Source organism: Nocardioides sp., from assembly GCF_025965415.1.
Lineage (GTDB): Bacteria > Actinomycetota > Actinomycetes > Propionibacteriales > Nocardioidaceae > Nocardioides.
Genome location: NZ_JAOPWY010000095.1, coordinates 1 through 7,497, shown reverse-complemented (window position 1 = coordinate 7,497; position 7,497 = coordinate 1). Strand labels below are relative to the sequence as shown.

Genomic DNA, 7,497 nt, shown 5'->3' with positions numbered 1-7,497 from the left:
TGCCGACGTCCTCGATGTCAGGGGTGCGCACGCACTTCTGGATGCTGGTGGCGCGCGGCCACGGCGGCGTCTCCTGGCCCAGGAAGTAGGGCTTGAACGGCACCATGCCCGCCGGCACGAAGAGCAGGTTGGGGTCGTCGGCGAGGAGCGAGGCGGAGGGCACCACGGCGTGTCCGGCGGCCTCGAAGTGCGCGAGGAAGCGGCGGCGGATCTCGGCGGTGTCCATCAGTGCGGGTCCTTCGTCTCGTGGGTGCTGGTGGTCAGCTCCGGCACTCCATGGGGCCGGAGGCCGAGCTGCTCGCGCAACTGGGTTTCGCGCTCGGTGCGGCCCTGCTGGACCTCCTCGGCGAAGAGGCGGGCTCCGAGCTGCCAACCTCGCAGGCGGTCACGCAGGCCGTCGGCGGTGAGGCTCTCGGCGGCGCGGCGGGCGCGGGCAGCGGCGTACACCCCGGCCCCCGCCCCGGCGACGAACCAGAGTGGGCGACCCATCAGGCGACGTCCTCCCTGGAATCGAGGCTGGAACCGAAGTGCTGGTCGGCGGCGGACCGCTCGCGCGCGCGGTACTCGCGCAGCGCCTGCTTGGTCTCGGCGCGGCGGTCGCGGCCGGCGCGCCGGGTCTCCTGGCGCACCTGGAAGCGGATCCGGTTGCGGTTCTCCGCCGAGAGCGCGCGGCGCAGGCCGTGGGTCCACGACGCCGCCTTGACGACGGTCTCGCGGGCCACGATGTCGGCGAACAGGCGGCCGTCGATCTCGCGGGCGACCGGCGCGCCCGCAGCGGAGTCGGGGTCGGTCCCCATGCCGGTGATCACGAAGGTGCTCGCCTGCGGGTCCTCGAGCACCGGTCGGGGTGCGTCCGCGGCCGGGGACTCGAGCAGCGCGACGCGCTCGACGACGGCCGCCAGGCGGGACTCGGCCCGGCGGGCACGACGGTGTGCGACCAGTGCCAGGACGAGCGCCACGAGCGCCACCGCGCCTGCTGCGCCCACCCACACCTGCTCCGTCGTCACCGGGACACCCTATAGAAGGCCCGAGAGTCACGGCACGACGTAGAGGTCCTTGTAGTTGGGAGACCCCATCGAGCCGTCACCGCTCGGGTTGCCGATCCTGGCGCCGAAGACGACCAGCCGGTTGACGTAGGCGGTCGGGATGGTCGGGAAGTAGTCGGTCATGATCGTCTCGTCCAGCTCGCTCCAGGCGGCGGGCTGCTCCTCGATCGGGAGCGTGGCGAGGTCGTCCATTGCCTCGTCGACCGCGGGCTCGTCGAAGTGGGCGGTGTTGAAGACGGCGCCATCCCCCAGCAGCGGCGGGAGCAGCGCCGACCCCGCCGGCCACGCCGGGCACAGGTTCGCAGCGCGGACGTTGAGGAGCCTGTTGACCTCGTCGTCCGGGTCGAGCCAGACGCTGTAGGGCGACTCCTGGACCGGGATGGCCCTGACCGCGAAGCCGCCGGCCTCGAAGCCCGCGGTGATCTGCTGCTGGGCGGCCGTCACCTGCGGGTCGACGGCGTAGTAGATCATCGTGATTTGGTAGGGCTCGTCGCCGTAGCCGGCCTCCACGAGGAGCTTCTTCGACTTCTCCGGGTCGTAGGTGATCTGCTCACCGTCGACGTGGAACTCCTTCCGGCCCGCCATCCCGGGAGGCATGATCGAGCCCGCGGGGACGCGGGTGACGCCCGGGACCTCGCCGCTGGCGATCCAGACGTCCTCGTAGGGGTAGGCGTAGGCAAGCGCCTTGCGGACCCTGATGTCGGTGATCTTGGTGTAGTCGGGCATCAGGGTCGTCACGCACTCCGAGGGCTGCTGCACCAGGCGCTCACCGAGCTGGTCCACGGCGTCGCGGTAGCGGCCCGGCCCCAGCGCGGTCGCCACGGCCGCCTGGCCGGCCGTGCTGTCCGAGAGCATGATCTCGTCGACCTTGTCCTGGTCCTGGTTGAACTTGAAGACCCACCGGTCGGCGTACTGGTGGCGCGCCGGGTCGGAGTCGGCGGACCACGCGTCGTTCCGGACCAGCACCAGCTCCTCGGCGGGCTCCCAGCTCTCGACCTTGTAGGGACCGCTGGCCAGCGGCCGGTGACCGTAGTTGGGCGGGTCGGCGGCATCCCCCAGCGGGGCTGGGCCCATTGCCATGACGGCGCCCCAGTAGTCCATGTCGGGGAACGGCCTGTCCATCGTGATGGTGACGTCCTGGCCGTGCACGGAGATGCCGTCGTACGCGTCGCAGTCGGGGTCGTGGGCCGTGTAGGGGCCGTCGTACGACGCCGCGCCCGCGAAGTACGTCTTGGAGTACTGCGTGCCGGGGCCCGCGGGGAAGGTCTCCGAGTCGAGCGAGCGGCAGATCCCGAACGCGACCTCCTCGGGCGTGACGGGCCGGCCGTCCTCCCACGTGGCGTCCTCACGGATGGTGAAGGTCCACTCGGTGAAGTCGTCGTTGTGCCTGCCGAGGTCGGTCGCCAGGTCCGGGACCAGCACCGGCTGCCCGTCGACGTCGCGGGCGTACTGGGTGAGCGAACGGCTCACGAGCGCCTGCTGGATCGCGTTCCCTGTGACCGACCAGCCGCCGGTCGGGTCGAGCGTGTCAGGCCCCGGCGCGCCCGGCAGGTAGACCGTGATGGTGCCACCGCGGGTGGCACCGGTGATCTCGGCAGCGGGCCCCTGACGCCCGGCGTCCTTGGTCCCGGTGCCCTGCTCACCGTAGGTGCCGGTCCTGGGCGTGGCTGCGTGCGACGGCCCGCCGTCCTCGTCCGGCCCGCCGGCACAGGCAGCGAGGACGACGAAGGCAGCACCGGCGACGAACGCCAGCGGCCTGCTCCGACCCATGCTTCCCCCGTTCCTCGAGCTAGCGGCCGCGGACGATACGTCGTACGCGCTCCCAGCGTTCCTTGACCGCGGCCTCGGCGCCGAGGCTGGTCGGGGAATAGTAGGTCGTGTCGAGCAGGACGTCCGGGAGGTACTGCTGCTCGGCCACGCCGTAGGGCTCGTCGTGGGGGTAGGCGTAGCCCTTGCCGTGCCCGAGGTCCTTCGCGCCGCCGTAGTGGGCGTCGCGCAGGTGGGACGGCACCTGGCCGATCTTGCCGGCCTTCACGTCGGCGATCGCCGAGTCGATGGCCATGACCACGGCGTTGGACTTGGGCGCGACCGCGAGGTGGATGGTGGCCTGGGCGAGGTTGATCCGTGCCTCGGGCATCCCGATCAGCTGCACGGCCTGGGCCGCCGCCACGGCGCTCTGCAGGGCGGTCGGGTCCGCGAGGCCGACGTCCTCGCTGGCGTGCACCACGAGTCGTCGGGCGATGAAGCGCGGGTCCTCCCCCGCCTCGATCATCCGTGCGAGGTAGTGGAGCGCGGCGTCGGGGTCGGAGCCGCGGATCGACTTGATGAAGGCGGAGATGACGTCGTAGTGCTGGTCGCCCTGGCGGTCGTAGCGCACGGCGGCCTGGTCGACGGCGGTCTCCGCCGTGGCGAGGTCGATCGTGTCGAGGCCGTTGCTGGCGGCCGCGCCGGCAGCCGCCTCGAGATAGGTCAGCGCGCGACGCGCGTCGCCCCCGGCGAGGCGTACGAGGTGCTCGCGCGCGTCGTCGGCCAGCGCGACCTCCCCGGCGAGACCGCGCTCGTCGGTCAGGGCCTCCTCGATCACCTCGGCCACGTCGTCGTCGGTCAGCGACTGCAGGCGCAGCAGCAGGCTGCGCGAGAGCAGCGGGCTGATGACGGAGAAGAACGGGTTCTCCGTGGTGGCGGCGATGAGGGTCACCCAGCGGTTCTCCACGCCCGGGAGCAGCGCGTCCTGCTGGGCCTTGGTGAAGCGGTGCACCTCGTCGACGAAGAGCACCGTCTCCTGCCCGCCGCGGGCGAGCTCGGCGCGGGCGCCGTCGATCGCGGCCCGCACCTCCTTGACGCCGGCAGCGACGGCCGAGACCTCGACGAAGCGACGCCGGGTCTGCTGGCTCACGATCGCGGCGATGGTGGTCTTGCCGGTGCCGGGAGGCCCCCAGAGCAGGAGCGACATCGACTGGTCGCCCTCGATCAGGCGGCGCAGGGGCGACCCGGCGGCGCGCAGCTGCTGCTGGCCGACGAGCTCGTCGATCGTGCGGGGGCGCATCCGGACCGCCAGCGGCGCGGACGCGTGGGTGTTGGCCCCGAGCGACCCGGCACCCGGGGCACCTCCCGAGGACCCTCCCGAAGACATGGTTCCGGGCGCGGGTCGCCCCGCGCCCGGAATCTCGAACAAGCCATCCACGTCGGTGAGTATCCCCCGCCCGCCGAGCCGCGGGAGAACCGGCCTCAGCGGCCGGTGGTCTGCTTGGACGTGAGGTCGTACCAGGTCTTCTCGTAGCCCGGGATGGTGAGCTGCGTGTTGGTCGGCGTGGCACCGGAGACCGGGCTGCCCTGGTCGTCGACACCGAGCAGGGCCGTCGTGACCGGGGTGGCCGGGTGGGCACCGAGCTCGCCGGCGAAGTGGCAGGCGACCTTGTGGCGCGGGCCGATCTGCAGCAGCGGCGGCTCGACCTTGGCGCAGATCTCCTGGGCGAACTGGCAGCGCGTGCGGAACCGGCAGCCCGAGGGCGGGTTGATCGGGCTCGGCACGTCGCCCTCGAGGCGGATGCGCTCGCGACGCCCACCGATCGCCGCCTGCTTCACGTCGGGCACCGCCGAGAGCAGCGCCTGGGTGTAGGGGTGGTGGGGGCGGCCGTAGATGGTCTCGCGGTCACCGAGCTCCACGATCTTGCCGAGGTACATCACGGCGATCTCGGGGCAGAAGTGGCGCACGATGGCCAGGTCGTGGGCGATGAAGAGGAACGCCACGTCGAAATCGGTCTGGATGTCCTGGAGCAGGTTGACCACCTGCGCCTGGATGGAGACGTCGAGGGCCGAGACGGGCTCGTCGGCGACCAGCACCTTCGGGTTGAGGGTGAGGGCGCGGGCGATGCCGATGCGCTGGCGCTGACCGCCGGAGAACTCGTTGGGGTAGCGGTTGTAGTGCTCGGGGTTGAGACCCACGACCTCCAGCAGCTCCTGGACGCGCTTGAGCACCTGGTTCTTCGGCACGATCTTGTGCACCTCGAGGGGCGCACCGACGATCGCACCGACGGTGTGGCGCGGGTTGAGCGAGGTGTAGGGGTCCTGGAAGATCATCTGCACGTCGCGGCGCAGCGGCTTCATCTCCCGGTTGGACAGCTTGGCGAGGTCCTGGCCCTCGAACATCATCGAGCCGCCGGTCGGCTTGTAGAGCCGGGTGATGAGGCGACCGGTGGTCGACTTGCCGCAGCCCGACTCGCCGACGAGGCCGAGCGAACCGCCCTTCGGCACCACGAACGAGATGCCGTCGACGGCCTGCACGTGGCCGATGGTCCGGCGCACGACGCCCGACGACTTCACCGGGAAGTACATCTTGAGGTTGTCGACCGTCAGGACGGCGGGAGCGTCGGGGTCGAGCTCGCTCGCGGTGTGGCCCATCTCGGCCACCGACGCGAAGTCGAGGTTGTCGACGCCGACCTCGTGGGAGCCGTAGGCGTCACTGGTCTCGTTGTTGAGCTGGCGCTCGCCCGTCTCGGCGGCATTGGCACCGAGCTCGGTGGGCTGGATCTGCGCCTCGGCGTTGGGGTCCTGGGTCATCGGGTCTCCTCGACCAGGTCGGGGGCGATCTCGGGCAGTACCTCGGTCCGGTAGACCCCGACGGGGTCGGCCAGGTGGCAGCGCTTGAGATGGGCCGTGCCGGAGCTGGCCGGCAGCAGCGCGGGAAGCTCGGTGCTGCACAGGTCGCCGGGGACCTTGTCGGAGTGCACGCACCGCGGGTGGAAGGAACAGCCCGACGGCGGCCGCAGCAGGCTGGGCGGGTTGCCGGGGATCGGGATCAGGCGTGCGTCGGTGGAGGCCGTCACGTCGGGGATGCTGGACAGCAGGCCCCACGTGTAGGGCATCTCGGGCGAGACCAGGATCTGCTTGGCCGTGCCGTACTCGACGCAGCGACCGGCGTACATCACGAGCACGTCGTCCGCCATCTCGGCGATGACGCCGAGGTCGTGGGTGATGATGATGACGGCCGAGTTGAACTCGCGCTGCAGGTCCTGCAGCAGGTCGAGGATCTGCGCCTGCACGGTCACGTCGAGGGCCGTGGTCGGCTCGTCGGCGATGAGCAGCGACGGGTCGTTGATCAGGCCCATCGCGATCATGGCGCGCTGGCGCATGCCGCCGGAGAACTGGTGCGGGAAGTCGTCCACACGCCGGTCGGGCTGCGGGATGCCGACGCGGTCGAGCATCTCGATCGCCTTGCGGCGGGCGTCGCGCTTGGACGCGCTCGAGTGGTGGACGAGGTAGGCCTCCTCCAGCTGCGAGCCGATCTTGTAGAACGGGTGCAGCGCGGCGAGCGCGTCCTGGAAGATCATCGCCATCGAGTTGCCGCGCAGGGCACGCATGCGCGACTCGCTCAGGCCGACGACCTCGGTGCCCCCCACGCGGATCGAGCCGGAGATCTGGGCCGACTTCGCGTCGTGCAGGCCCATCACTGCCATGCTCGAGACGGACTTGCCCGACCCCGACTCCCCCACGATGCCAAGGGTCTTGCCCCGCTCGACGGAGTAGGTCAGGCCGCTCACCGCGGTGACGGGGCCGTCCTGGGTCGGGAAGGTGACCTTGAGGTCCTCCACCTGCAGGAAGGGACCTTCGAAGGCATCCCTCTCCGCGGCGGACGACTGGGTCATCGGAACGCTGGTCACGAAAGCCTCACCCTCGGGTCGAGGACGCTGTAGATCACGTCGACGAGCAGGTTGGACAGGATCAGTACGACGGCGCTGAACAGGGCGGTCGCCATCACGACGGGCAGGTCGCGGCCCTGCACGGCCTCGAGGCTCCACCAGCCGATGCCCTGGATCTCGAAGATCCGCTCGGTGAAGATCGTGCCGGCGAGCAGGGTGCCGAAGTCGATGCCGAAGATGGTGACGACGGGCACCAGGGCGGCGCGCAGGCCGTGCTTGTAGACGATGGTGCGCGACGGCAGGCCCTTGGCCTTGGCCGTGCGGATGTAGTCCTCACTCAGGGCCTCGACCATCGCACCGCGGGTGAAACGCGTGTACTGCGTGCAGCCGAAGATGCCGAGGGCGACCCACGCCAGGAACAGCCCGCTGAACCACTTGAACGGTCCGTCCTGGGTGATCGGGAAGTATCCGGTGTCGCTGAAGAGCGGGACCTCGAACGTGATCGTGAGGTAGAGCCACGTCAGCAGGGCGAAGAGGTAGTAGGGGATCGAGCTGATGAACAGGAAGCTCGACACCAGGGCCTTGTCGGCCACGGAGCCGCGCCGTCGGGCTGCCGCGACGCCGATGGGGACTCCGAAGAGCAGGTAGAGGAAGGCACCGCCGATGGCGATGGAGAAGGTCGCGGGGATGCGCGAGGCCAGCTCCTCCTTGACCGGCTGCTTGGTGCGGAAGCTGACACCGAGGCACGGCGCGCCGCACTCGTACTCGTTGGAGGCGATGGTGAGCGTACGACCGACGAAGACGCCCTTGAC

At 70.6% G+C, this 7,497-nt stretch carries 8 protein-coding genes; all 8 read right to left on the bottom strand.

The window, feature by feature from the left end:
- Positions 1–226: alanine--tRNA ligase-related protein (locus tag JWN97_RS10255; protein ID WP_297622045.1), on the bottom strand; the 226-nt coding region annotated here is incomplete at its 3' end.
- Positions 226–489: a DUF6167 family protein gene (locus tag JWN97_RS10250; protein WP_297622043.1), complete on the bottom strand. Its 264-nt coding sequence runs from the start codon at positions 487–489 to the stop codon at positions 226–228. The genes JWN97_RS10255 and JWN97_RS10250, both read right to left, overlap by 1 nt.
- A complete protein-coding gene (locus tag JWN97_RS10245; protein ID WP_297622041.1) occupies positions 489–1,007 on the bottom strand; it encodes a hypothetical protein in 519 nt (172 codons plus the stop codon). The genes JWN97_RS10250 and JWN97_RS10245 overlap by 1 nt, the downstream gene beginning before the upstream one ends.
- A 27-nt stretch (positions 1,008–1,034) precedes the next feature.
- Positions 1,035–2,816, bottom strand: coding sequence for an ABC transporter substrate-binding protein (locus JWN97_RS10240; RefSeq protein ID WP_297622039.1), 1,782 nt, complete (start codon positions 2,814–2,816; stop codon positions 1,035–1,037).
- 19 nt (positions 2,817–2,835) lie between these two features.
- A complete protein-coding gene (locus tag JWN97_RS10235) occupies positions 2,836–4,179 on the bottom strand; it encodes a replication-associated recombination protein A (protein WP_297622037.1) in 1,344 nt (447 codons plus the stop codon).
- A 95-nt stretch (positions 4,180–4,274) separates the two neighbouring features.
- Entirely contained in the window at positions 4,275–5,447 is a 1,173-nt protein-coding gene (locus tag JWN97_RS10230; protein WP_297622047.1) for a dipeptide ABC transporter ATP-binding protein, read from the bottom strand.
- Between the two features lie 155 nt (positions 5,448–5,602).
- Entirely contained in the window at positions 5,603–6,691 is a 1,089-nt protein-coding gene (locus JWN97_RS10225; protein WP_297622034.1) for an ABC transporter ATP-binding protein, read from the bottom strand.
- An 11-nt stretch (positions 6,692–6,702) separates the two neighbouring features.
- Positions 6,703–7,497, bottom strand: a 795-nt coding sequence (locus JWN97_RS10220; protein WP_297622032.1) for an ABC transporter permease, incomplete at its 5' end; no start/stop codon positions are given.